We start from the raw sequence: 22,824 nt of genomic DNA, 5'->3' as shown, positions 1-22,824 counted from the left end.
ACTTTTTATGCTTTGAAAAGCATTTATCGAAAAAACACGTACAAATTTTTAAAAACCACTATTTTTGTTCGAGTTTTGCAAACTCTTTCATTTCCAATTACAACTTCGTTAAAATGATTGGCCCATCTTTTGTAATCGCAATTGTATGCTCATATTGAGCTGATAATTTCCCGTCCATCGTTCGTGCAGTCCACCCATTTAAATCTACTTTAGAATATCGCATACCTATATTTACAATCGGTTCAATTGTAATTACCATTCCTTCTTGTAACTGAGGTCCTTGTCCTTGTTTCCCAAAATGAAAAATTGCTGGTTCTTCATGAATCTCTTTACCGATTCCATGTCCCGTAAAGTCTCTTGCAACAGAAAAACCTTCATTTGTTACATAACTTTCAATTGCATAGCCAATATCTCCTACATGGTTATCGATTATCGCCTGGTCAATTCCTTTATACAAAGCATTCTCAGCTACTAACAACAACTTTTCTGCTTCATCAGAAACTTTTCCAACTCTATACGTCCAAGCAGAATCTGAAAGACCCCCATTTAAGTTTACTACCGTGTCAATTGTTACAATATCACCCTCAGTTAAAGGAACATCGGCCGGAAACGCATGACACATTTCATCGTTTACAGATGCACATATCGCATATGGATATCCGTTGTACCCTTTCTGCTCAGACGTTGCACCATGCTGTTCTAAATATGCTTCAACAAACGTATTAATTTCTTTTGTAGTAATACCTGGTTTCATCATCTTCGCAATTTCTCTATGACATGAAGCAAGTAATTTTCCAGATTCATGCATTAACTCTATTTCATTTTTCGTTTTAATTATACTCATGCTGTCTCTCCTTACTAAACTTGCTATTTACTATTAAACTTCAATCATACACATCCTCTTCCAAAATTTCAAAACTTCCAATTACAAAAAGTATGATTTATTTCTGCATAAAAAAACAGAAGGAGATTCTTCTGTTTTTTAATCATTTTTACATATATAATTCATTTTCAAAAACTCAAAACAACTACCATTTGTTTTCTGTATAAACGTTCCAACTACTTCAAACCCTGCCCTTTTATACATTTTAATCGCTCTCTCATTAAATATAGCTACTGATAGTGTTATATACTTGCATCCATATTTTTCTTTACTAAAAGCTAGTATAGCGTTTAAGAACTGTAAACCAAATCCGTTCCCAGTTATATTAGGTCTCATTCCAAGACCAATATCAACCGTTCCGTCATTTATTTTACAAACAGTAAAATAACCAATGAGAGTGCCATTTTCCTTCACAGAAAATGTATGATTCCCTCTACTTTCATCATGTAAAAATTCAGCTAAATCTTCTTCATCTGCCTCTATATCGTAAAAGGAATATTTCCCTTCATAATGCCAGTTGTATGCAATTTCTTCTGCCTCTTCTTGCGTCATTACTGTATATGTATAGTCCATTCTCCCATCCCCCTTTAAAAAAGAGCTGCAATTAAGCAGCTCTTTTTTTACAACTCATAAATCTCTTTATATTTCGCTTCTAAATAATCGGCTAAGTAGTTTGCATTTAAGCCTTCACCTGTTACATCTTCTAAAATTTCAAGTGGCTTTTTCGTTTTACCGTATTGGTGAATGTTTTCTGTTAACCATTCACGAATTGGTGTTACGTTTCCTTCTTCTAATAATGCATCAAAGTTCGGAATGTCTTTTAACATTCTTTGCTTAAATTGCGCTGCATACATGTAACCAAGTGCATAAGATGGGAAGTATCCAAATGAGCCACCAGCCCAGTGAACATCTTGCAATACACCTTGCGCATCATTTTCCGGACGAATTCCTAAATATGCTTCCATCTTATCATTCCAAGCTGCTGGTAAGTCCTTCACTTGTAATGTACCATCAAATAATTCTTTCTCTAATTCATAACGCACCATAACATGAAGCGGGTATGTAAGCTCATCTGCTTCTATACGAATGAATGACGGCTTCGATTCGTTAATTGCATCATAAAATTCATCGACTGACATATCATCAAATTGACCATTGCTATACTCTTTTAATAAATCATAATTTTTCTTCCAGAATGATTTATTACGGCCGATAAAGTTCTCAAAGAATAATGATTGTGATTCGTGAATACCCATAGATGTACCACTGCAAAGTGGTGTACCTTCAAATTGTTCTGCAATATTTTGTTCATATACTGCATGACCACATTCATGAATCGTTCCAAAAACAGCCATACGAAAATCTTTTTCATCATAGCGTGTCGTAATACGAACATCCCCTCTATTTAATGTAATTTCGAAAGGATGCACTGTTTCATCAAGACGACCTGCTTCAAAGTCATAATTCAATTGCTTTAATAGTTCTAATGTAAAGTTCTTTTGTTTTTCTTTTGAAAATTGTTCCGATAAAGCACTTGTTTTTAATCCTTTTTTAGACTCAGAGATTTCTTTTACAAGCGGCACGATGCGCTCACGAAGTTGACCAAATACGTGATCTAAAACTTCTACTGTAATACCTGGCTCATACATGTCTAATAATGTATTATATTTATATGTTTCATAACCCCAATATGTAATAAATTTCTTTTTAAATTCAACAATTTTTTCTAAGTATGGGCGGAACATTTCGAAATCAGATTTTTCACGAGCTTCTTCCCACACACTCTCTGCTTTCGCTTCTAATTTCACATAAGCCTCATATTCAGCTTGTGGAATTTTTTTATTTCTATCATATTCTTTCCGACACTCTTCAACCATTTTCTTCGTTGTTTCAGAAAGTTTATCTTCACGTATTAAAGCTTCAAGCTCTGTTAAATAGTTTCCCATCTCATCTGAAGTCGACATAGCAAACACTTCTGACGAAAGCATACCAATTACTTCTGAACGCTGATCTACACCTTTTTTGGGTGCACCTGTTCTTAAATCCCAAAACATTAAACTTAATGCTTCTCCGTAATTTTGTATCTTCTTCACGTATGTTAAAAATTGTTTTTCTACTTCATATGTAGCAACTGTCATCGTATAAAAGCCTCCTTTTTCTACCTCAAATTTAATTCGACACAGAAACATAAATTCCTTTTATAATAGAAAAAAAGCTTGGCAAGCGCCAAGCTTTCTCCTTATAATTCTTTACCTTCTACTGGCAGTACATTTTTCACAGCTGCAACTACTTTCTCATCTTCTGAATCAGATAAGAAAATTGATATAGCACCTTTATCTTCACTTGTACGAATTAAACGCCCAATTCCTTGACGAAGTCGTAAAATCATATATGGTACATCTACATCCCAGAATGGATCATTTACGTGCTTACGTTTCGCTTCAAACACAGGATCGTTTGGAGGGAATGGTAAAGACCAAATAATAACGTGCGATAATGATGAACCAGGAATATCTAAACCTTCCCATAAATGAACCGCACAAAGTACAGTCTCTTCTTCATTTTGGAAACGAGAAACGAGCTGGCTAATTTCCTGATCTCCTTCATATAAGAACGGAACCGACATTTGCTCTTTACTTACATACTCTTTGAACGCTGCAAGCTCTTGCGTTGTACGGAATAATACAAGCGTACGTCCATTTGTTTTTTGTATATTTTCAAGTGTATATTGACACTTTCTTTCCCATTCATTTTCTTTCGTATGTGATAGTAAGTTTACTGTCATTTGCTCTTCGTAATCAAACGGTGAAGCAACTGAGAATGACAAGTAATCTTTTACCCCTAGGCTATTAGCTGTGAAAGCGAATGAATCGTTGTTCGATAATGTCGCAGAAGAGAAAATATACGGTATTTTCTTCGAGAATACTTTCTCTTGTAACACTTCTTCAACTGCACGCGGCATAATAACTAACGTGAAGGCACCATCACCTTCTTCACCCCAAGTAATTACATTTTTCTCGTGCATGAACAGACGAAGTGAATGTTCTAATACATCTAAATGCTCATCAACAATATTTAAATCATACGTGTTTACTGTATGCATTTCACTTTCGAATACTAATGCATCTCCAACTTCACCGATTTTTGCATAAAGTCGTTTCGCTTCAGCTGTTACTTTTTCTGTCACAGTAATTTCTAGACGATCAGAACCGGCAATTTCCTTTTTATTCTCTTGTAACACATCAAAGAATCGTTCAGTTTGCCAAATTGTTTCTTCTACTAAATGTGCAAACTCCTCACGAATATCGTTTTGTAGCAATCTCGTTAATAGTTGCTCCATCATCGTTTGCTTTAAACGGTATGTTAAAGCTTTTTGAGCTGCATATTCTACAAGATGTCCTTCATCGAATACAACGCAGCTACTTTCTGGTAATAATGGAATTTGCCCTTCACGCTTACGAGCATCGTACGTCCAAATATGATCCATATAGAAATCTTGAGAACAAATAATTAAATCTGCTGCTTTACGATAATGTTCACGAGAAAGAGTTTGTCCACAACGATGACGAGAATCACAAGTAAAGCAATCTTGGAAGTAATCCCAATTTACTTTTGACCATTCTTCGTCATTTAAAAGTGGAAATTCTTTTCTGTCACCATAGTGAGTAAAGTTTTGCATCGTACCATGATCGAATACAAACTGTGGTAACTCGTAATATACGTCTTCAATTACTTCTGGAGCTCGTCCACTCATAACATCTTCAAGTTTACGTAAGCATAAATAATTATCCATTGATTTTGCAAGCCTTACATCAACAGATAGCCCTAATGCTTCAGATAACTTAGCGATGTCCCCTTCTTCTTTCACAAGCTGCTCAATTAACGTTTCATCTGCACAAGCAATAATAGCTGGTTTCCCAGTATAACGCGCGTAACAAATTGCATATAGAAGATATACAATTGTTTTCCCTGTTCCTACACCAGCTTCTGCGAACATAACTTTCTTTTCTTGGAAAGCGCGTTCTAACTGAAACGCCATAAAAATTTGTTCATCACGCTCTTCAAAGCCTTTTTCCGGAAGGATGTCGTAAAACACATCTCCAATCCACTCATTCAACTTATCATAAAAATTATCTTGTTTTCCTACTTCAAATGGTAATCTCTTCTCAGTAAACATCCTTAGCCTCCAACCAAAAAGTTTTTCTATAAAAAGATAATAGCAACTGCTACGCATATGTGTGCAGCCACTTTCCCCTGTTGCAATACATAGAAATTCACGAAAAAAAATTTTCCTTTCGAAAAAGGAAAATTTTCTTCTATATTAATGACTTTAAATACCGTTTATCAATCGCTGTTTCATGTGAAAGAGCTGACAAATATTCTTCTTGTGCTTTTTGTATTTCATCTACAATCGCACCTTGACTATCCACTTCTTTTCCGAGCTCATCATACGTACGGTGAATAGCTTTTTGAATCATTGATAATTGAAAATTATCCATATGACTTCCTCCTTTACGCATTACATAATAGCCAGTATATGCGCGCTAGAGGAGTTTTATACTATGAATTACGCGGTGGACGTTTTCCGAAGTATTGGTAGTAATCTGTACGGATAAATCCGTTAAACAGCTTACGCTTCTTCGACGCATCTTTTCCGTAACACTTCTCAAATGCTTCGTAGCTTGTTAATACATACGCTGACCATGTATCTAATGGGCGGAATACTTGTCCCATTTCTTTATACAGTTGTTCAACGAGTGCTTTTTCACTTAAACGTTCTCCGTATGGAGGATTCGTTACAACGTAGCCATAATCCTCTTTTGTTGTGAAATCTTTTACTTGCATTTGTTTAAATGTAATTAAATCGCCTAAACCTACTTCTTCTGCGTTATCTTGAGCAACTCGAATCATACGATGATCAATATCTGATCCAATGATTTGTAATCGTTGATCATAGTTCGCTAAATCTTCAGCTTCTTGACGAGCTTCACGCCAGTTTTGTTTACCTACCCAGCCCCACTCGTCAGATGCGAAACCACGGTTAAATCCTGGTGCAATGTTTTGTCCAATTAATGCTGCTTCAATCGGAATTGTACCTGATCCACAGAATGGATCAACAAATGGACGATCTGGCTTCCAGTTTGTTAATTTAATTAAAGACGCAGCTAATGTTTCTTTTAACGGAGCTTCCCCTTGATCCATACGGTATCCACGTTTATGAAGCCCAACACCGCTCGCATCAATTGTTAATGTTGCAATATCCTTGAGCATTGCAATCTCGATACGGAATAACGGACCATCTTCTTCAAACCAAGTTGTACGTTTATATGTTGTTTTTAATTTTTCAACGACAGCTTTTTTAACGATACGTTGGCAATCCGAAACACTGAATAATTCAGATTTTAAAGATTTACCGATAACAGGGAATTCACCATTCTCTGGAATATAATCTCCCCAGTTTAATGCTTTTGTTTTTTCAAATAGCTCATCAAATGTCGTTGCTTTAAATTCGCCAACTTTAATTTTTACACGGTCCGCAGTACGTAACCATAAGTTCGTACGACAAATCGCCTTTTCATCTGCTTCAAATGTTACTTTGCTGTTTTCTACTTGACATTCATAACCAAGATCGCGAACTTCTCGGGCAACTAACGCTTCAATACCCATTGCCGCTGTTGCAATTAAAGTAACTTTTCCCATTTGCATTCACCTCTTATGTATATTCAAACAATAATTAATAGCAATTGGTCCTATTAATTATTACATTTTACTAAAAATTTTCTCATTAACCATTTTAACTCATACTTTATAACTTCATACAAATAAAAAGCCCTCCTCTAACAAAGGAGAGCTGAGTTATTTCATAGTTGGTTCATAACGTTCTGTAAGCCATGTTCTGTTCCTTTGTACTACAAACGGCCCACGCCTCGTACTCCGGTGGCAATCATCTATCTACAGGTTATAAAACCTGTCCTTTCCCGTCGTTCATTTCCTTGGAAAAGATTCCCCTACCATTATTTGGGTTTCTCGCTCGTGGGGTTTACCTCGTTCCACTCCTATCATTTCTTCAAGGACTTCGTCACTGTGGCACTTTAAAGGTAGTCAAACCATATCCGAAAGGACTTAGGTTTTTTCCCTGCCGTTAAACCAGCCTTACAGCCAGAATACCCTAGCTTATGAATTGGCTAGGCACGAACACTACAGCCATCTCAGGCCGTGCGAGCATGGACTTTCCTCTACAACGTTGGCGTTGCAGCGATTACCCAAACGTTATGACATCCATTAGTATAGTGGAAACAAAAAGATTTTGCAACGTTTTTTTCTATGTAAAATGCTTAAACCTTTTCCCACCTTACATCATTCGTATAACTTACTTCCAAATACAGCTTTTTCTAAGTTAGATAAGCGTTTTAAAATATCCGTATTCGTGTTGTTATAAACCGATTGTGCAACTGGTGTTTGTACAGGTTGTTGTGGAACTTGCGTTACTGCTAGTTTTTGTTCCTCTAATTCACGCTTTAAACGAGCATTTTGTTGCTTTAATTGCTCAAACTCTTTGTGGAAAGCTTCATAGTCTTTAATGATCATATCAAGAAACTTGTCTACTTCTTCTTGCTGATAACCTCTCATACCTGTTTTAAATTCTTTTTCTAAAATATCTTTCGCTGTTAATTTAATTTTATCCGAAATCATTTTCTTCACCTCAAATTTTTACCAAAACTTTCATTAACTAAATTTTTTCAGAAACAATGCTTTTTGTCAATCATATATACGAGTACTATATTACATATTACTCTGCATTATTCCACTGTTCCTCTTCTATTATATCTTGTAAATCAGAAAAAAGAATGAAATAACTGTGATAATTTTCTATTTCCCCTTTTTTCTTTGCTGATTCTACAATATATTTGGGACTTCCTGGTTTTTCTTCATCGTATACCGCTAAAAGCGCATCACTTTTTTCAATAAAAAATTGATTTTTTAATTTAAATTGCTCTGGGCTTTCATACTTCCGTTTCGTGATACTATCAACATGGTCTGCTTGAGAAAGAATAAATTCGTAATATTCACGATTATCTTCTTTCCAATTTTCTTCTTGTTCTAAAAACGGAGTGAATACCGCTAATTTTAAATCAGGATATTCTACTTGCATTTCAAAAACAACTTCAGCAGCCCATAATTCTACACCTAATTGGCCGCTTATTATAACCCATTCTAAACCATCTTCTACAAAAGTGATTAATTTACGGTGTAATGCTTTCTTTATACACTCCACTCCTGGATGATCATTTTTAAATATTCCAAGTTCAAATGGCTTATATCCTGTTACTGCAATAACTTTCATATCAACACTCCAATTACAAAAAAAGAACTAGCATTTCGCTAGTTCTAACATATCATTTACTTTTTAAATATTCCACCAACGTTTGGTCCGATATTTGGACCTACTGGTGATACATTTGGTCCTGGTCCAAACGGTGATACATTCGGTCCTGGCCCAAATGGAGATATTTGATGACCGTGGTGATGATGATGATGACCATGGCCACACGGTCCACATCCGCCACCGAATCCTGGGTCGATTGGGTCCACAACATTTACATTTGAATTTGTTTGCGGGAAGAAGTTTTGGTTTTTAATTTGTTGATGATGTACATGTGTTGTATGTGTTGGGAAAATGTGTGGCACCACCGTTGTTGAAAAAGAGTGTGTTACGCATTGTTTCGTCGGATGAATGACAGGAGCAGTCGTACAAATAGGTCCTGTAGGCTTATGCCCTCCAAAGCAAGGATGACAATGATGCATAGTTTTTTCTCTCCTCTCTCGTTAAAAAAATCTGATTACACTTTACAGTATGAGAAAAAAGAGAAAGCCGTTTGTTATATATACCCATTTATTACAAGGAAATTTGTCTAGTCCTTTATTTCATTTACATTGTTTTTATAGACAATCCTTCAACATCACTTACCAAAAAAGCCTCCAACTTGCTTTACAATACCTGTCACTTGATTCATCGCATTCATCATTTGTCCAGCTGTATTCATCATTTTATTTACATCATAGTTACCATCTGATGTTTTAAATTGAGAAACAAAACTAGAAAACTGACTTGGCTGTTGTTGCTTTTGCTTACCCTGCGTCGGGTACGGTTGTTTTGGTGGATAAAACATCGCTTGTTGATTAGCATACGGCGATGGTGGTGGCATATAATATTGCGAATTCATATAAGGCTGCTGCTGTGGTTGATTCATGTATGGTTGCTGAGCTTGTGATTGTTGAGCTTGATTCACATAAGGTTGCTGCTGCTGTTGTGGTTGTTGAGCTTGATTCACATAAGGTTGCTGCTGTTGTGGTTGTTGAGCTTGATTCATAAAGGACACTTCAAACGGTTGATAATAATTTTGATTTCCATAATAAGGCTCGAAAGGATACATATTATACCGTAAATATGTATCCGTATTATATTGGTACATATTTTGCTGTGCATATGGATTCGTTTGCTGATATAAGTTAGGTTGTTGAAACATGCATTCTCTCCTCCTTCACATAAGTTTCTACATATATAATATGTACCTATAAAATAATATGTGTGATGGAGTATCTGTCTATTTTTGTCGGAAGTTTAAATTTTTAAAAAATTAAAAAAGAAAACCCTTCCATGCTATGATAATGAAGAAGAAGATTCTCATGGGGGAGGAATCAACATGGTATTAGGGGATTTAAAACAAGCGTTTTCTCAAAAAAAGGGGTATTGCACAGAGAATGCAAATGAATTATTAGACTTTGCGAGACATTGGTATCTCGAAGGAAAAATATGCATTTCAGATTATCGAACATTAATAAAAGAATTAGAAATAAACGGCGCAACAAAACCTACAACAATGACAGAAGCATAAAAATAACAAGAGGGCTCTCCCTCTTGTTATTTACATTGCTCAACTATATTTTGCAAAGTATACGAAATGGCTTGGTGTGTTTCAAAGAATCGTTTACCTTTACCTTTATTTACAAAGCATTGCAACACATTCGTTTGTAAATTATCATATACTTGATCAATTTGCTGTACATGTATATATTTTGGCTTTTCTTCTTTAATCCACTTATAAGCTAATTCTTTCCACTTCTTTAATTCCTCATCTACCCTATCTACAAACGGTTTCATATCCTTATAAAAGTCGTATTCGGTTAGTTCTCTCTTTTTTACATTCGCTTCATTATTATACTGCATGAGTTTTTCTGAAGACTGTATTAATGCTTCATTCTTCATTTCTTTCCCACCTTATTATGCACTCACTACGACGTTTTGAAATGTCTTTACCCAATTCCCTTTCTCTTCGTGATGCACTAATTTATTTTCCATATGTTCAATATGCATTTCTGTTATTTCTATCTTATTGCATATTTTTTCACTCGCATCCTTTAATGCATGATTCATTCTAATCCCTATATTCATTTCCAGCAAATCGAGAGAACTTAACATTTGATCCATTTTTTTCATTACATCTTCCTTCTGAACCATCGCCATATACAAAACGCCTCCTTCTTTGCTTTTCCTTTGTCATGTAATTTCGCCGAATGATTCACCACTCCTGCCCACATGACAAAACTAGTTGTTATTCGTCAAAGAAATCATTTCGTATGTCATTTATAGAAATGGTAACAATACAAAAAGGAGGTGTATTACAATGGCAAAGAACAAAAATGAAAAAAAGAAAAACCAAAACAAACAACAAAATAAACCCGAGACTGGCAATCCAAAGCTAGATGGTCCAAACTTCCCTGCTACATAAAGCGAGACTTTATTACGAACAGTTAAATTTCAAGTCACCCTTAATCTCCTACTAGCATTACGTTTTGAGATTAAAGTTGTAGCACACATAGCAGGATTGTTTCAAATTAAGAAGTCCCGTCTTCAAAATGGAAGACGGGACTTCTTTTTTATTATATCATGAACTCATCCATCCTTTTAGCAAAACGATTTGCGATAGATAGCCTATAGATTTGTTCTCTCTTTCTTCTATACCATTCTGTTATATTAACTTCCCCTTTAGGTTCTTCAGGTACAAATAGCACATTCATTTTCATATTTGCACAAAACCAATCTCTCATTTTTATTTCTTCATGTAAAATAACAGGATAAATATCTCTAAGTGTTGGCGTATAAGACTTTCGAGTTTCCTTTGCGTAAACTTCATAATCTTCTCTAGACCCAGTATGTGTAGTTTGCAATGCAAACTTATAAAACGAACCATTATAAATTGGATGAAACAATAACCATGCTAATTTTTTTCCTAGTTCTATACGCTGTTGTAACGTTTCAAATTGATAAACCGAAAATCCATACATTCTCCCTTCAATTGTTGGGAAGATAACTGCACTAATATGAAGTCTTTCTTGTACTTTAAAAAGTGCAGTATGGAATACATGTTTTTTAAAATATGTGTTCTCAATGACTGGTTTTTGAATTTTATTTTGTTCATTTATAATAAGCGCTGTCATAAGCCTATTCATATCTCTTCTTTCCCAGAAAAGTAACCATTCTTTTTCCATAAAAATTGATACGTTGAAATATTGTAACAAATGAAAGAGAGGTGCACGTCTCTTCTTACTTTCCTCATACAATAATAGCTGAGGAAATGCATCTAAAAAAATAATCCAATTAGCCTGTTCGTACAGAATAAATAAATGTTTTTTTACCGTTCTAGGTAAAACAGTAGCATAATATCTCCCTTCTAAATCAGTCATATTCCAGCCCGCATTTCTCGAAACCATACTCGCTAAAAAGGCCCACCTGATTTCACTATTTCTTAAATAATATTCTTGATAAGATTGTGTCCGAGAAATATTGTCCACATTAGCTATTTCTGTTTTCTTTTTAATATTGTGAATGATTGCTTTTTCTTCCTCTGTACAAAAATTTTTTTCTCGATTTTGTTTCATTTTCATATAATCATTCCATGTAAACATAAATAAGTCATCATACCTTTCATCAAAAAGGTCACATCTTTTTTCATTTTTTGATATAATCACCTTTGTAAGTAATTCTTAGCAAGTTGGGGGTGGACACACTATGACCATTCGTTACCCAAATGGAAAAAGGTATAATCAAGCTTCACAACCTCAAAAAACACCTATAAAAACACATACTTATAGTAATAGAGGTATGTCCCTTGAAGAGGAATTGAATGAAACAAATCAATATTACTTAACCCATAATATTGCATGTGTACATAAAAAGCCTACACCTCTTCAAATTGTAAAAGTAGATTACCCCGCTCGAAGTGCTGCAGTGGTAAAAGAAGCGTATTTTAAACAACCTTCTACAACAGATTACAACGGTGTATACAAAGGGAAATACATCGATTTTGAAGCAAAGGAAACAAAAAATAAAACTAGTTTCCCACTTCAAAACTTCCACCTTCATCAAATTGAACATATGAAGCAAGTGGTTGCTCATAATGGAATTGCATTTGTTATTATTAAATTTACACTTTTTGATGAATTTTATTTACTAGATGCAAAACATATTATTGCATTTTGGAATCGTCAAAATACTGGTGGACGCAAGTCAATTACGAAAGAAGAAATAGAAGAGCATGGATCCTTATTATCATGCGGTTATCACCCTCGGATTGACTATATCCGTGTACTAGACATGGTTTATTTTTCGTGATAGAGTCATCACTAAGGCTCTTTTTTCGACTTTTGGGGGAGAGAATGAAAGGTAGGAGAAAGTATAATGTCAGATAATTATCGTTCTCGTACAGAACGAAATCATGTGAAAAATCAAGAGAAAAAAACACATAAAGAAGAAAAACCAAAGAAAAAAGGCTCCTTTTTCAAGAAATTTCTTATAGGTTGTCTACTTCTTGGTATCGTTGGTCTTGTAGCCGGCGTTTCCGCTTTCTTTGTTATGGTAAAGGATGCTCCAAAATTAGACAAAGCCAAACTTGTTAATCCTTTATCAACAAAGTTTCTTGATAAAAACGGGAATTTCTTCTATGAATACGGTGCTGAAAAACGAACACACGTTACTTATGATCAAATTCCAAAAGTAGTTGAAAATGCATTCCTTGCAACTGAGGATTCGCGTTTCTATGATCATAATGGAATTGATTTTAAACGAACTACAAAAGCAGTTATGGAAAATGTCACTGGTGGTTTCGGTTCCCAAGGTGGTAGTACGATTACACAGCAAGTCGTTAAAAACTACTTTCTAACGATGGACAAAACTGCTAAAAGAAAAGTACAAGAATGGTACTTATCTTACAAATTAGAGCAACAATACTCTAAACATGAGATTTTAGAAATGTACTTAAATAAGATTAATTTAGGTAACCGTTCATACGGTATTGCGACAGCAGCGCAAAAATATTATGGTAAAGATTTAAAAGACTTGCAATTACATGAAGCTGCTATGCTCGCTGGTTTACCCCAAGGTCCAAACATTTATGATCCAACAAAAAAGGAAAATGTTGAACGAGCAACAAATCGTCGTAATGTCGTATTATCATTAATGAATCGACATGGTTATATAACAAAAGAAGAAATGAATAACGCCGTTAAGATCCCAGTAACTGAGGGCCTTCAACCGTCTTCAGAAGTAACTGAGATGAAGTATCAAGCATTTTTAGATGCGGTTGTAAAAGAAGTTGAAAAAGAATATCCTGATGTAAATATCGGTTCAGATGGTTTAACGATTCATACAACACTTGATCAAGATGCTCAAGATTACGCTGAAAAAATTATGGATGGTAATCTTATTAAGTATCCAAACGATCAATTCCAAGGATCATTCGTATTTATGGATACACAATCTGGAGAAGTTCGAGCAATTGGTGCTGGACGTAAAGAAAATAAGTCCACTTTCAAAGGTCATAATATGGCAACTGATTTAAAACGCCAAGTTGGTTCAACAATGAAACCAATTTTCGACTACGGTCCAGCGATTGAGAATCTTCAATGGTCTACTTACCATCAATTAAATGACTCTGAATATACTTATTCGGATGGCACAAAGATTAAAAATGCTACAGGGAGTTTTAAAGGTGACGTTTCACTTCGTGAAGCATTGAAGAAGTCATTAAACATCCCGGCTTTAAAGACAGCTCAAACAGTTGGACTTAATAAATCAAAAGAGTTTGCTGAAGGTTTAGGCATGACATTTGAAAATGGAGTACATGAATCTACTGCAATTGGTAGTAACGATAGTTCTCCATTAGCAGTAGCAGGTGCATATGCAACCTTCGGTAATAGTGGTAACTATAATAAACCACACTTCGTAAAAGAAGTAACCTTCCCGGACGGGAAAAAGAAAAGCTTTAAACCGAAAGAACAACGCGCTATGCAAGACTATACAGCTTACATGGTAACTGACGTTCTTCGTGACGTAGTAAAACCTGGTTCTGGTGGTACAGGACCAACAGCATATGTTTCAGGTGTTGACGTAGCGGGTAAAACTGGAACGCAAAACTTTGATGCAAAAGATTTAAAGAAATACGGCATTCCAGCTGATGCAAACAGGGATAGCTGGTTCGCTGGATATACACCACAATATACGATGGCTGTATGGACTGGTTACGTAAAGAATGGTCCAGAAAACTACATTAGTGATCGTTATACTAAAATTGCACAGCAAATGTTCCAAGTAATGATGAGCAAATTCGCTACAGATAAATCACGCTTTGAACGTCCTTCTTCTGTACAAGAAATAAACGGAGAATTATACGTAAAAGGTGCGAAAAAAGATGCAATTAAACAAATTAAAGTAGATGCCCCTAGTGGTCTGAATGTCACTTTTGATGGCGCTAGCACAGTTACACTAAACTGGTCTGGACCAGCAGAAGTTGATGCATATGCAGCCAGCTATAAAGCAACTGACGGTTCAAGTGGTAGCCTATCAATAAGTGGTACGACAGCTACTCTTGGTGGTATTAAACCAGGTGTTACTTACAGCTTCTCTGTAGTAGCGAAAAAAGGTACTGGCACAAGCCCAGCAGTTGGTGCATCCTTCACTGCGCCTGGCGGAACTCCAGATGCAAAAAAAGCTGAAGAAGAGGCTAAGAAAAAGGCCGATGAAGAAGCTAAGAAAAAAGCTGATGAGGAAGCCCAGAAAAAGGCTAATGAAGATAAAGTAAAACAAGACGAAGCTAAGAAAAAGGCTGAAGAAGAGGCTAAGAAACAACAAGAACAACAGCAAGAACAACAACGTAAACAGCAAGAAGAAGCTCAAAAGAAAGCTGATGAGGAAGCTAGAAGGAAAGCTGAAGAAGAAGCTAAGAAAAAAGCTGAAGAAGAAGCTAAGAAGAAAGCTGAAGAAGAGGCCAAGAAAAAAGCTGAAGAAGAGGCTAAGAAACAACAAGAACAGCAACACCAAAATCCCGGAGGAGATACACCTCACGCAGACGGTGCTGTTGTTACAACAGAGTCCTAATATACAAAAAAAGAAGTCCGTTTCTCTTAACGAGAAGCGGACTTCTTTTTTGTTATCATTTTCTTTACATACAGCTTTTCTATTTCGATATACAACTGCGCTAATTGAATATAAGAATGATAATTACTCGGTTTCTTTATAATGAATGAATATCTTTCCATAAAATTAACAGGTTGCACTTTTAATTTATTCGTATTTATTTGCATTTCATTCAAACTATGAACAGGTTGTTCATTTAGCCAATAGACAACCGATAACAAGTGAGCTGCAAAAAGAATCATTGGCCCCTCAGCCTCTTGCTTATTTCTATTTCGAAACAGTATAGCAATGTCTTCATGCTTATTTTTCCATACATTCAACATCACTGGAATGCTGTTTTCAATTTCCTTCCATGGCTCATACTGTCTTTCAATATCAAATATAAAGTAAGTATTTTGTATTATCTCTTCAAAAGAATTGTCTGTATGATACTTAATTAAATTTACACTTTCTTTAAAAAATGGTAAACAGTGAAATTCTTTCGGTATTTCTATAACTCGTTCCATCCTTTATTTCACCTTCATTCGCTTCTTTCCTTCACGACATACTTCTAACAGTCTGCATTCCTCACATTGCGGTCGTTGTGCTTTACAATGATAACGTCCAAAGAAAATCATACGATGATGTGTAACTCCCCACTCATCCATTGGTACTTTCTTCATTAATGTTTTTTCTACTTCTAACACAGAGTCTTTCCATCTACACATAGCTAATCGTTTACTCACTCGCTCCACATGTGTATCAACAGCAATTGCCGGAATTCCAAACGCTACGGAAACTACAACATTCGCTGTTTTCCTTCCTACACCTGGTAATTTCGTAAGTTCATCTCGATCGTTCGGTACTTCTCCATTATAGTCATCTAATAACATTCGGCATAATTTTTGAATGTTTTTTGCTTTATTTCTATACAATCCGATAGAGCGTATATCTTGTTGTAATTCTTCTAGAGAAACACTTAAATAATCTTCTGGTGTTTTATATTTTTGAAATAAATTTCTTGTCACTTTATTTACAAGTACATCCGTACATTGTGCAGATAACGCCACCGCGATTACAAGTTCAAATGGATTATCATGAACCAATTCACAATGTGCTTCTGGATACATATCCGCCATTGTGTCTAAACAATAACGGATTTGCGTTTTGTTAAGCATATTTTTCCTCCTATATTACTGCTCCAACCAATTATAAAAAGGCACTTTTCCAGTAAATTTCGTCTCTTGTTTTGTCATTTGTTGTGCCCTTTGTTGATTCGCTCTAAATTTTTGACCTTGATTTTGAGCCTGATCTACCGTTTTAATTCCATTCTTTTTCCACTCAAATAAAATACGATCAATATATCGGAAATTTAGTTTTCCACTCATTACAGCTTCTCTAAGAGCCGCTTGAATTAAATTTGGATGATGTTGATCTTGGTCCTCCCACATCCCTAACGTTTCACATTCGAACGGCGAAAGTGGTCTTCCAAATTCTTTTTCAAATACTGTATATAAATTTACTTGTAGCTGTTTTTTTTCTTTTTGCTCTTCCTCTATTGATTCATCCATTAAGAAATGTAATATTTTTTCCCATAACGGTTGTAAAGAATAACTTTCGCACATCATCGCTTCTGATCTTTGTCCACCTTCTAGTGATAAAAAACCTTTTTGAATCAACGTCTGAATTACTTCCATACATTTCATTTCCGTTATCGTCATCCGTTCAGAAATCTCTGAAGGAGTCGGAAACGAATTACCTGATTCTAAAAATGTGTGTACATGAAGTACAACCATAAATTCCGTCTCATTTAAACCTAATTTTTTATAATGCATCATAAGTAATTTTGGAATTGCAATGCTTCCCTGCTCAAACCACTGTAACATCATTTTCTTTTTCATCACCAAACACCTCGCTCTCTAGTATAACACACCTTTAGCTATTTCTTTTTGCCACAATCCGTCAAAAAAACCTCCCCATTAATAGGGAGGTTTTTTATATTACATGAATGAAATATAAAATTAAGCTTGCACTTTACTTTTCATAAATGTATGGATGCGCTCTAATGCTTTCTCTACTTGTTCAAGAGATGTCGCATATGATAAACGAACATTATTTGGAGCACCAAATCCTGTACCTGGTACAAGAGCCACTTTTTCCTCTTCTAATAGAGCTTTTGCCCAATCATCAACTGTTGCATATCCTGATAAAGCTACAGCTTCTTTTACGTTAGGGAATAAGTAAAATGCCCCTTGCGGTTTAATACAAGTAAAGCCAGGGATTTGAATTAATTTATCATAAATGATGTTTAATCTCTCTTCAAAGGCTTGACGCATTGTTTCCACAGGTTCTTGTGAGCCTGCATATGCCGCAATTGCGCCGTATTGAGCGATTGAAGTAGGGTTTGACGTACTATGACTCGCTAAATTCGTCATTGCTTTAATAAGCTGCTTATTTCCTGCAGCATATCCAATACGCCATCCTGTCATAGAATGAGATTTAGATACACCATTAATAATAAGTGTTTGTTCTTTTAATGCATTAGAAAGCTGGGCAATTGAAGTATATTCTACGCCACCATAAATTAATTTTTCATAAATTTCATCAGAAACGATTAAAATATCATGTTCTAAACATACTTCTCCAAGCTGTTGTAATTCTTCTTTGCTATAAATCATTCCTGTTGGATTGCTCGGTGAATTAATAATAACTGCTTTCGTTTTCTCTGTAATTGCCTCACGCAGCTGCTTTGCTGTAATTTTGTACTCATTGTCTTCTAAACCTTCTACATAAACCGGCTTACCGCCAGCAAGCTTTACTTGCTCTGGATAGCTTACCCAGTAAGGAGTTGGGATGATAACTTCATCTCCCTCATCAAGTAATACTTGGAATAATGTATATAATGCATGCTTTGCACCATTACATACAATAATTTCAGATGGATCATACGCAATACCTTGATCGCGAGTAAATTTCTTCACAATTTCTTGTTTTAACGATTGTAATCCACCTGTTGGTGTATACTTCGTATGCCCTTCTAACATCGCTTTATGTGCAGCATCCATAATATGCTCTGGTGTATTAAAGTCAGGTTCCCCTGCCCCTAATCCAATTACATCATGACCCTCTGCTTTTAATGCTTGTGCCTTTGCTGTAATTTCTAAAGTTGAAGACGGTGTTAAAGCAGCTACTCGCTTTGCTAATTTCATTTGTAGTTCCCCCTACATCTATTTTTCAATGCTATATCGTCTTAAAAATTTTCCATCTTTAAATTCAAGATAGTAATAACTATAACGATTGTCATCATCAATATATGTAACTTCCCATAGTGGTACATCATTTTCAAAGCCTAATTTCACTTTCATAATCTCTTTCGGCTTACTTTTTGATTCCTTACTTTCATTGCCGACTTGCTCTATTGTTCTTTGTATAGCCTCTTTTTCAGAAATACCTTCGCTCTTTTTCCTTACTACAGTATCCCCTTTTTTCTCAGGCACCCAAACGATAAGTTGTTCTCCCTTTTCATCTGTACCTTGCACGACTATATATGCAGATTTTCCGTTGTAATAATCAACAGATTTCACCTTTGTAAGCTTTGCTTTTTCTTTAGCAATTTCTACAAATTTCGACTCTTTTGGAATTTTCTTTCCCATCGCTTTATTATAAACATACGCCCCATATATTCCGCTAGCAACGATAACAATAATGATTGCAAAGATCCACTTTTTCATTGTATCACTACGTTCTGTAAATCGTAAATACAGCTGTTTCTTTATCTTTTTCGTCTAATGCTAGTCCGAACATGAGGTCCTGCTCTTTTAACGTACGATTTAAACTATCAACAATTTTATACAAATCCGACGAATATTTAATACGCGTCGTTGATAGTACTTCGATTTTCTTATCCATGAAAAAACTCCTCCGTTACACAAAAATTTCTAATTATAGAAGAACGCAATGCGGTTACAATAAGAGTACATTCTTTACAACCCCTGCTTCATCACCCATCTATTATAGCAGGACATGTACAGCAAAAAAAGGTTTCAAGTCGAAAACCAACACATTTTGTATACAAGAAGTAAGAAAAATAAAATTCCTCCTACCCACATTTTTTACGCCTGAAGTTTATAAGTACTTCAGGCGTATTTTTCTTCCATTTTTATTCATTTGATGGTTCTTCTAATTGTACTAACAATTCTTCTAATGGTCCTTCATAAAGAGGTACGTTAGGAATCGATTGTAGAAATCGTTTTCCATAGGAAGAACTCGTCAAACGACGATCTAACACTACTACCGTTCCTGTATCTGTATTCGTTCGAATTAAGCGGCCGAATCCTTGTTTGAAACGTAATATTGCTTGTGGGAGCGCTAATTTACCGAATACATCTTCACCTTGATTTTTTAGCCACTCACCTTTCGCTTCCATCATCGGCTGATGAGGAGGTGTAAATGGTAGACGGACTATAACAAGACAACTTAAGGCATCTCCAGGAATATCTATTCCTTCCCAGAAACTGCTCGTCCCTAATAAAATTGATTTGTCGAACTCTTGAAACTTTCGAATTAAGCGGCTTCGACTTCTATTATTCACACTTTGGGTGAGTAATAAATAACCCTCTAATTCATCATTATTTTTTAAATTCGCATACGCTTCTTTTAACATTTCATACGAAGTGAATAAAACGAGCATTCTGCCTTTTGTGGCTTTCGCTATCTTTGCAATATGTTCCGATATAGATTCAATATATCGCTCATTACTTACTTGCTTAATAAAAGGTACATCCGTTGACACCATTAATTTCATCTGTTCATCATAACGAAATGGCGACGGAACCTTTAAAGTATTTGGAGCGAAATCATGTAAACCAAGTTCCTCTTTTATATAATCAAACGTATCGTTAACTGTTAGTGTTGCGGATGTAAAAATAACACTCTTTTTTTCTGTTAAAAATTCATCAGCAAATCTTTCACCAATATGAACAGGCTGTGCATATAGAACTGTTGAATGAATCGTCCCTTTCGTTTCAGTCTCCATCCAAGTTACATACGAATTCTTTTCTAATACGAGTAACTGTAATGATTCTGCCATCTTTCTCAGCAACTCAATTAAATGCATAAATTCACCTGTTACAACATGCATCTCCCATTCTAACTTACTTTGCAATATATCCACTTGCTTCTCAAGAGCAGTTACTACCCTTCTTAATTCATATATAAAACGATTTGTTAATTCGACGATACTATCCCACAACTTACCTTTTTCTAGTTCTGCGTTATACCTATAGATGAGCGGCATATTATTCGTTCCTTGCTCTTGCTTTGTTTGTTTAAATATAAAAGTACGTAACATTTGGAAGAGTTCATCCGCATCAAACTTAAGTTCCTTCAAACTATAACTTATCATACGGAAAGTTGAACGAGATGCTTGCTCTGATTTTTTCATCATTTTATATACTTTGGAGAGTACATCTTCTGTTTCTAGTGTCCCAAGACGAGATATAACCAATTGAAAATACATACAAGAGAACTGTTCACCCAATGTTCTACTCGCGGCTTCTTCAATATGGTGAGCTTCATCAAAAATAATATGTTCGCATGAAGCAAACAACGGTTCTTCACTTGAAAAATCTTGAAATAATAACGCATGATTTGTAATAACGATATCTGCAAATAAAGCTTTATTCTTCGCTCGCTGGTAAAAACAACGACTAAACCAATTACTTTGCATACCGCCTGGACTATACGCATCGCTACAAATACGATTCCAAAGTAACTTTCCGCCCTCAGGAATATTTAATTCGTCTCGATCACCTGTTTCAGTTTGCAATAGCCAAACTAAAATCTTCGCCTTTGTAAGTGCCATATCATAATTTTTTTCTTCCTCTTGCAAAGCATACTCAAATTTATGTAAGCATAAATAATGCTTTCTTCCTTTTAGAAGAGCTACCTCAAATGAAAATGGCATTATTTTTTGTAATAACGGAATTTCTTTTTCTAATATTTGTTGTTGGAGTTGTACCGTTTGTGTACTTATAATGACAGGTTCTTCTTTTCTCTTTGCAAAATAAAGACTAGGAAGCAAATAAGCGAGAGTCTTTCCTGTTCCTGTACCGGCTTCAATTAGTGAAAAACGAGAATCTCTTAACGCCGTATATATCTCTTTCATCATCAGTTGTTGACTTTCTCTTCTTTCAAACTTTGGCATATGTGATTCCAATTTATCCATCGTTTTATTCAAGAAAGCATCAAACTTTGATGAACACGTTTCTCCAAGGTTTAAGGAATAGTTCCGCTTTTTCAGCGCAATATTTCGATGTATTTCATACTCCGCTATATCTTCTTTACCGTGCATTACTTTCTTTAAAATATTTTCAGAAAGCACATCAGCTATATCGCTTTGGAACACATCACTTAATTCATAAAGCGATTGCAACGTGACAAGTGGTAACTTTTCAATTTCATTTAAAAATTGTAAAAATAATTCCGCTGTTGCAAGAGCATCACTATCCGCACGATGTGGTTGATCGTGCTCTAGTTCATGCTTCTTAGCTAAATCACGTAATTTATAACTATCGGCTGTCGGCAAAAGAATTTGAGCCAATTCAACCGTGTCGATTTTCGGACAATGTATTTCTGTATATCCAGCTTGCCTTAATTCTTCATTTAAAAAATTCCAATCAAAGTGAACATTATGCGCAACGAAAGCCGCACCTTGTAATAGCTCAACAATCATCGGGGCTACATCTTGAAATAACGGGGCTTGTTTTACAAGACTTTCATCAATCCCTGTTAATTCTGTAATAAATGGTGGGATCTCTCTCTTTGGATTAACAAAAGACGAAAAAATCTCCAATATCTCTCCATCTTCTACTACAACAGCTGCAATTTGGGTAATTTTATCCTTCCCATCTTTCCAGGAGTTCCCTGTCGTCTCTAAATCAACAACGACATAACGCTTACTCATATATGTAACACCTCAATTTCTTACCTTTCAAACAACAATAATTTATATAATGTTACTATACCACGTTTTATCTCATCTTAATGAAAAGATGCACAAAAAAGCTATCTCCGCAATGGAGATAGCCTTTCTACTTATAATATCGTACCCGCTTTTTCAGCACCTAACATTTCAATAATTTGATTATTATCGTCTAGTACTGCAATTTTTGGTTCTTGTGTATGAATCTCTTCTTCCGTAACTAGCCCATAACAAATAATAATTACTTTGTCCCCTGGTTGTACAAGTCTTGCCGCAGCACCGTTTAAACAAACAACACCACTACCGCGTTCCCCTTTAATAACGTATGTCTCTAAGCGAGCACCATTATTATTATTTACAATTTGGACTTTTTCGTTTTCTACAATATTTACTGCATCCATTAAGTCTTCATCAATTGTAATACTACCTACATAATTTAAATTTGCCTCCGTTACAGTTGCACGATGTAACTTTGCTCTCATCATTGTGCGAAACATAGATGCTCCC

The 22,824-nt window shown here is 35.4% G+C and carries 25 protein-coding genes and 1 other RNA gene; 4 read left to right on the top strand and 22 right to left on the bottom strand.

Annotated features, from left to right (window positions below):
• Nucleotides 1–97: 97 nt before the first annotated feature.
• From ACS2QP_RS08815 to ACS2QP_RS08765, 11 genes are all read right to left on the bottom strand, one after another.
• Nucleotides 98–844: a type I methionyl aminopeptidase gene (locus tag ACS2QP_RS08815; RefSeq protein ID WP_000022484.1), complete on the bottom strand. Its 747-nt coding sequence runs from the start codon at nt 842–844 to the stop codon at nt 98–100.
• Nucleotides 845–982: 138 nt separating this feature from the next.
• Nucleotides 983–1,456, bottom strand: coding sequence for a GNAT family N-acetyltransferase (locus ACS2QP_RS08810; RefSeq protein WP_332283735.1), 474 nt, complete (start codon nt 1,454–1,456; stop codon nt 983–985).
• A gap of 47 nt (nt 1,457–1,503) precedes the next feature.
• A complete protein-coding gene (gene ypwA, locus ACS2QP_RS08805; RefSeq protein WP_000215078.1) occupies nt 1,504–3,021 on the bottom strand; it encodes a carboxypeptidase in 1,518 nt (505 codons plus the stop codon).
• A 101-nt stretch (nt 3,022–3,122) separates the two neighbouring features.
• The gene (locus ACS2QP_RS08800) at nt 3,123–5,060 is read right to left on the bottom strand and encodes an ATP-dependent DNA helicase (RefSeq protein WP_000493709.1); all 1,938 of its coding nucleotides are present in this window, start codon (nt 5,058–5,060) and stop codon (nt 3,123–3,125) included.
• Nucleotides 5,061–5,199: 139 nt separating this feature from the next.
• Entirely contained in the window at nt 5,200–5,382 is a 183-nt protein-coding gene (locus ACS2QP_RS08795) for a DUF3921 domain-containing protein (protein WP_000368570.1), read from the bottom strand.
• A 61-nt stretch (nt 5,383–5,443) separates the two neighbouring features.
• The gene (locus ACS2QP_RS08790; protein ID WP_000521224.1) at nt 5,444–6,583 is read right to left on the bottom strand and encodes a THUMP domain-containing class I SAM-dependent RNA methyltransferase; all 1,140 of its coding nucleotides are present in this window, start codon (nt 6,581–6,583) and stop codon (nt 5,444–5,446) included.
• 180 nt (nt 6,584–6,763) lie between these two features.
• Nucleotides 6,764–7,154, bottom strand: an RNA gene (rnpB, locus tag ACS2QP_RS08785) — RNase P RNA component class B.
• 86 nt (nt 7,155–7,240) lie between these two features.
• The gene (gene gpsB / locus ACS2QP_RS08780; RefSeq protein ID WP_438882337.1) at nt 7,241–7,576 is read right to left on the bottom strand and encodes a cell division regulator GpsB; all 336 of its coding nucleotides are present in this window, start codon (nt 7,574–7,576) and stop codon (nt 7,241–7,243) included.
• Nucleotides 7,577–7,673: 97 nt separating this feature from the next.
• Nucleotides 7,674–8,228 (bottom strand): DUF1273 domain-containing protein, encoded by a 555-nt coding sequence (locus ACS2QP_RS08775; protein ID WP_000862908.1) that lies wholly within the window; start codon nt 8,226–8,228, stop codon nt 7,674–7,676.
• A 56-nt stretch (nt 8,229–8,284) separates the two neighbouring features.
• On the bottom strand, nt 8,285–8,689 hold the full coding sequence (locus ACS2QP_RS08770) for a CotD family spore coat protein (RefSeq protein ID WP_000546271.1): 405 nt from the start codon (nt 8,687–8,689) through the stop codon (nt 8,285–8,287).
• 155 nt (nt 8,690–8,844) lie between these two features.
• Nucleotides 8,845–9,411 (bottom strand): YppG family protein, encoded by a 567-nt coding sequence (locus ACS2QP_RS08765; RefSeq protein WP_000487608.1) that lies wholly within the window; start codon nt 9,409–9,411, stop codon nt 8,845–8,847.
• 177 nt (nt 9,412–9,588) lie between these two features.
• Between ACS2QP_RS08765 and ACS2QP_RS08760 the strand changes: the two genes are divergently transcribed.
• Complete coding sequence (locus ACS2QP_RS08760; RefSeq protein WP_000242652.1) at nt 9,589–9,780, top strand: YppF family protein; 192 nt, start codon at nt 9,589–9,591, stop codon at nt 9,778–9,780.
• 26 nt (nt 9,781–9,806) lie between these two features.
• Here ACS2QP_RS08760 and ACS2QP_RS08755 read toward each other — a convergent pair whose 3' ends face one another.
• A complete protein-coding gene (locus tag ACS2QP_RS08755; RefSeq protein WP_017673007.1) occupies nt 9,807–10,151 on the bottom strand; it encodes a YppE family protein in 345 nt (114 codons plus the stop codon).
• A 15-nt stretch (nt 10,152–10,166) separates the two neighbouring features.
• On the bottom strand, nt 10,167–10,409 hold the full coding sequence (locus tag ACS2QP_RS08750) for a hypothetical protein (RefSeq protein ID WP_001252036.1): 243 nt from the start codon (nt 10,407–10,409) through the stop codon (nt 10,167–10,169).
• 85 nt (nt 10,410–10,494) lie between these two features.
• Here ACS2QP_RS08750 and ACS2QP_RS08745 point away from each other — a divergent pair, with 85 nt between their 5' ends.
• Nucleotides 10,495–10,674: a hypothetical protein gene (locus ACS2QP_RS08745; RefSeq protein WP_001987054.1), complete on the top strand. Its 180-nt coding sequence runs from the start codon at nt 10,495–10,497 to the stop codon at nt 10,672–10,674.
• 151 nt (nt 10,675–10,825) lie between these two features.
• Here the strand turns inward: ACS2QP_RS08745 and ACS2QP_RS08740 are convergent, their stop codons facing one another.
• On the bottom strand, nt 10,826–11,851 hold the full coding sequence (locus tag ACS2QP_RS08740) for a DUF2515 domain-containing protein (RefSeq protein ID WP_000495658.1): 1,026 nt from the start codon (nt 11,849–11,851) through the stop codon (nt 10,826–10,828).
• A 103-nt stretch (nt 11,852–11,954) separates the two neighbouring features.
• Here ACS2QP_RS08740 and recU point away from each other — a divergent pair, with 103 nt between their 5' ends.
• Both recU and ACS2QP_RS08730 read left to right on the top strand, forming a co-directional pair.
• A complete protein-coding gene (gene recU / locus ACS2QP_RS08735) occupies nt 11,955–12,557 on the top strand; it encodes a Holliday junction resolvase RecU (RefSeq protein ID WP_000155598.1) in 603 nt (200 codons plus the stop codon).
• 66 nt (nt 12,558–12,623) lie between these two features.
• Nucleotides 12,624–15,317 (top strand): PBP1A family penicillin-binding protein, encoded by a 2,694-nt coding sequence (locus tag ACS2QP_RS08730; RefSeq protein ID WP_001283091.1) that lies wholly within the window; start codon nt 12,624–12,626, stop codon nt 15,315–15,317.
• Nucleotides 15,318–15,343: 26 nt separating this feature from the next.
• On the opposite strand, the gene ACS2QP_RS08725 is transcribed toward ACS2QP_RS08730, so the two are convergent.
• The 8 genes from ACS2QP_RS08725 to panD form a co-directional block, all read right to left on the bottom strand.
• On the bottom strand, nt 15,344–15,862 hold the full coding sequence (locus ACS2QP_RS08725; protein WP_000442652.1) for a YpoC family protein: 519 nt from the start codon (nt 15,860–15,862) through the stop codon (nt 15,344–15,346).
• 3 nt (nt 15,863–15,865) lie between these two features.
• A complete protein-coding gene (gene nth, locus ACS2QP_RS08720) occupies nt 15,866–16,513 on the bottom strand; it encodes an endonuclease III (RefSeq protein ID WP_000933034.1) in 648 nt (215 codons plus the stop codon).
• Between the two features lie 15 nt (nt 16,514–16,528).
• Entirely contained in the window at nt 16,529–17,236 is a 708-nt protein-coding gene (gene dnaD, locus ACS2QP_RS08715; RefSeq protein WP_000728552.1) for a DNA replication protein DnaD, read from the bottom strand.
• A gap of 120 nt (nt 17,237–17,356) precedes the next feature.
• On the bottom strand, nt 17,357–18,544 hold the full coding sequence (gene aspB / locus ACS2QP_RS08710) for an aspartate transaminase AspB (RefSeq protein WP_000761571.1): 1,188 nt from the start codon (nt 18,542–18,544) through the stop codon (nt 17,357–17,359).
• Nucleotides 18,545–18,562: 18 nt separating this feature from the next.
• The gene (locus ACS2QP_RS08705; RefSeq protein ID WP_000758739.1) at nt 18,563–19,066 is read right to left on the bottom strand and encodes a cell wall elongation regulator TseB-like domain-containing protein; all 504 of its coding nucleotides are present in this window, start codon (nt 19,064–19,066) and stop codon (nt 18,563–18,565) included.
• Nucleotides 19,067–19,073: 7 nt separating this feature from the next.
• The gene (locus tag ACS2QP_RS08700; protein WP_000358352.1) at nt 19,074–19,244 is read right to left on the bottom strand and encodes a YpmA family protein; all 171 of its coding nucleotides are present in this window, start codon (nt 19,242–19,244) and stop codon (nt 19,074–19,076) included.
• Nucleotides 19,245–19,494: 250 nt separating this feature from the next.
• On the bottom strand, nt 19,495–22,299 hold the full coding sequence (gene dinG, locus ACS2QP_RS08695) for an ATP-dependent DNA helicase DinG (protein WP_000044961.1): 2,805 nt from the start codon (nt 22,297–22,299) through the stop codon (nt 19,495–19,497).
• Nucleotides 22,300–22,430: 131 nt separating this feature from the next.
• Nucleotides 22,431–22,814, bottom strand: a complete 384-nt coding sequence (gene panD / locus ACS2QP_RS08690; protein ID WP_000490184.1) for an aspartate 1-decarboxylase — start codon at nt 22,812–22,814, stop codon at nt 22,431–22,433.
• Nucleotides 22,815–22,824 lie beyond the last annotated feature (10 nt).

The organism is Bacillus cereus group sp. Bce019 (assembly GCF_051781745.1).
Taxonomy (GTDB): Bacteria; Bacillota; Bacilli; order Bacillales; family Bacillaceae_G; genus Bacillus_A; species Bacillus_A cereus.
Note: the sequence above shows the minus strand (reverse complement) of the source record. Positions and strands in the feature narration are given on the sequence as shown.

Bases quoted from the DNA above. Each gene is read 5' to 3' on its own strand.
- ACS2QP_RS08815 (WP_000022484.1), bottom strand. From the start codon at position 844: ATGAGTATAATTAAAACGAAAAATGAAATAGAGTTAATGCATGAATCT.
- ACS2QP_RS08810 (WP_332283735.1), bottom strand. From the start codon at position 1,456: ATGGACTATACATATACAGTAATGACGCAAGAAGAGGCAGAAGAAATT.
- ypwA (WP_000215078.1), bottom strand. From the start codon at position 3,021: ATGACAGTTGCTACATATGAAGTAGAAAAACAATTTTTAACATACGTG.
- ACS2QP_RS08800 (WP_000493709.1), bottom strand. From the start codon at position 5,060: ATGTTTACTGAGAAGAGATTACCATTTGAAGTAGGAAAACAAGATAAT.
- ACS2QP_RS08795 (WP_000368570.1), bottom strand. From the start codon at position 5,382: ATGGATAATTTTCAATTATCAATGATTCAAAAAGCTATTCACCGTACG.
- ACS2QP_RS08790 (WP_000521224.1), bottom strand. From the start codon at position 6,583: ATGGGAAAAGTTACTTTAATTGCAACAGCGGCAATGGGTATTGAAGCG.
- gpsB (WP_438882337.1), bottom strand. From the start codon at position 7,576: ATGATTTCGGATAAAATTAAATTAACAGCGAAAGATATTTTAGAAAAA.
- ACS2QP_RS08775 (WP_000862908.1), bottom strand. From the start codon at position 8,228: ATGAAAGTTATTGCAGTAACAGGATATAAGCCATTTGAACTTGGAATA.
- ACS2QP_RS08770 (WP_000546271.1), bottom strand. From the start codon at position 8,689: ATGCATCATTGTCATCCTTGCTTTGGAGGGCATAAGCCTACAGGACCT.
- ACS2QP_RS08765 (WP_000487608.1), bottom strand. From the start codon at position 9,411: ATGTTTCAACAACCTAACTTATATCAGCAAACGAATCCATATGCACAG.
- ACS2QP_RS08760 (WP_000242652.1), top strand. From the start codon at position 9,589: ATGGTATTAGGGGATTTAAAACAAGCGTTTTCTCAAAAAAAGGGGTAT.
- ACS2QP_RS08755 (WP_017673007.1), bottom strand. From the start codon at position 10,151: ATGAAGAATGAAGCATTAATACAGTCTTCAGAAAAACTCATGCAGTAT.
- ACS2QP_RS08750 (WP_001252036.1), bottom strand. From the start codon at position 10,409: ATGGCGATGGTTCAGAAGGAAGATGTAATGAAAAAAATGGATCAAATG.
- ACS2QP_RS08740 (WP_000495658.1), bottom strand. From the start codon at position 11,851: ATGTTTACATGGAATGATTATATGAAAATGAAACAAAATCGAGAAAAA.
- recU (WP_000155598.1), top strand. From the start codon at position 11,955: ATGACCATTCGTTACCCAAATGGAAAAAGGTATAATCAAGCTTCACAA.
- ACS2QP_RS08730 (WP_001283091.1), top strand. From the start codon at position 12,624: ATGTCAGATAATTATCGTTCTCGTACAGAACGAAATCATGTGAAAAAT.
- ACS2QP_RS08725 (WP_000442652.1), bottom strand. From the start codon at position 15,862: ATGGAACGAGTTATAGAAATACCGAAAGAATTTCACTGTTTACCATTT.
- nth (WP_000933034.1), bottom strand. From the start codon at position 16,513: ATGCTTAACAAAACGCAAATCCGTTATTGTTTAGACACAATGGCGGAT.
- dnaD (WP_000728552.1), bottom strand. From the start codon at position 17,236: ATGAAAAAGAAAATGATGTTACAGTGGTTTGAGCAGGGAAGCATTGCA.
- aspB (WP_000761571.1), bottom strand. From the start codon at position 18,544: ATGAAATTAGCAAAGCGAGTAGCTGCTTTAACACCGTCTTCAACTTTA.
- ACS2QP_RS08705 (WP_000758739.1), bottom strand. From the start codon at position 19,066: ATGAAAAAGTGGATCTTTGCAATCATTATTGTTATCGTTGCTAGCGGA.
- ACS2QP_RS08700 (WP_000358352.1), bottom strand. From the start codon at position 19,244: ATGGATAAGAAAATCGAAGTACTATCAACGACGCGTATTAAATATTCG.
- dinG (WP_000044961.1), bottom strand. From the start codon at position 22,299: ATGAGTAAGCGTTATGTCGTTGTTGATTTAGAGACGACAGGGAACTCC.
- panD (WP_000490184.1), bottom strand. From the start codon at position 22,814: ATGTTTCGCACAATGATGAGAGCAAAGTTACATCGTGCAACTGTAACG.